Here is a 506-nt window from a genome sequence, read left to right on the forward strand (position 1 = left end):
GAGACTTTTTTATTTAAGTTAGGCCACCTGACCTAACGGATTAATCTTATCATAGTACATTGCTTCAAACTCAAAAGGCGATACATAACCCAGTGCACTGTGTACACGCTTTTTATTGAACCAATCTACCCAGTTTAGTGTCGCAAGTTGTACATCTGCTAAACCTTGCCAATCTGCTTTTAAATATTCAATCACCTCTGTTTTGTATAAGCCATTCACCGTTTCAGCCAAAGCATTATCGTATGAATCACCAGTCGTACCGACTGATGCTCGTAAATTTGCAGCTTCTAAACGATTGGTATAGCGAATAGAAAGATATTGAACACCTCTATCGGAATGATGAATCACATTCTTTGGCATGCCTCGATCGTGCAATGCTTGCTCCAATGCATCGAGCACCATATCTGTATTCATCCGTGTAGATACTTTCCATCCAACAATTGCTCGTGAGAACACATCAATAATAAAGGCGGTATAGACCCAGCCTGAATGAGTTTGAATATAGG

The 506-nt window shown here is 39.9% G+C and carries 1 protein-coding gene; it reads right to left on the reverse strand.

Annotated features, from left to right (window positions below):
- Window positions 1-18 precede the first annotated feature (18 nt).
- Window positions 19-506, reverse strand: a 488-nt coding sequence (locus J582_RS25570; RefSeq protein ID WP_032049021.1) for an IS3 family transposase, incomplete at its 5' end; no start/stop codon positions are given.

Source organism: Acinetobacter sp. 1566109, assembly GCF_000582255.1.
Lineage (GTDB): Bacteria > Pseudomonadota > Gammaproteobacteria > Pseudomonadales > Moraxellaceae > Acinetobacter > Acinetobacter nosocomialis.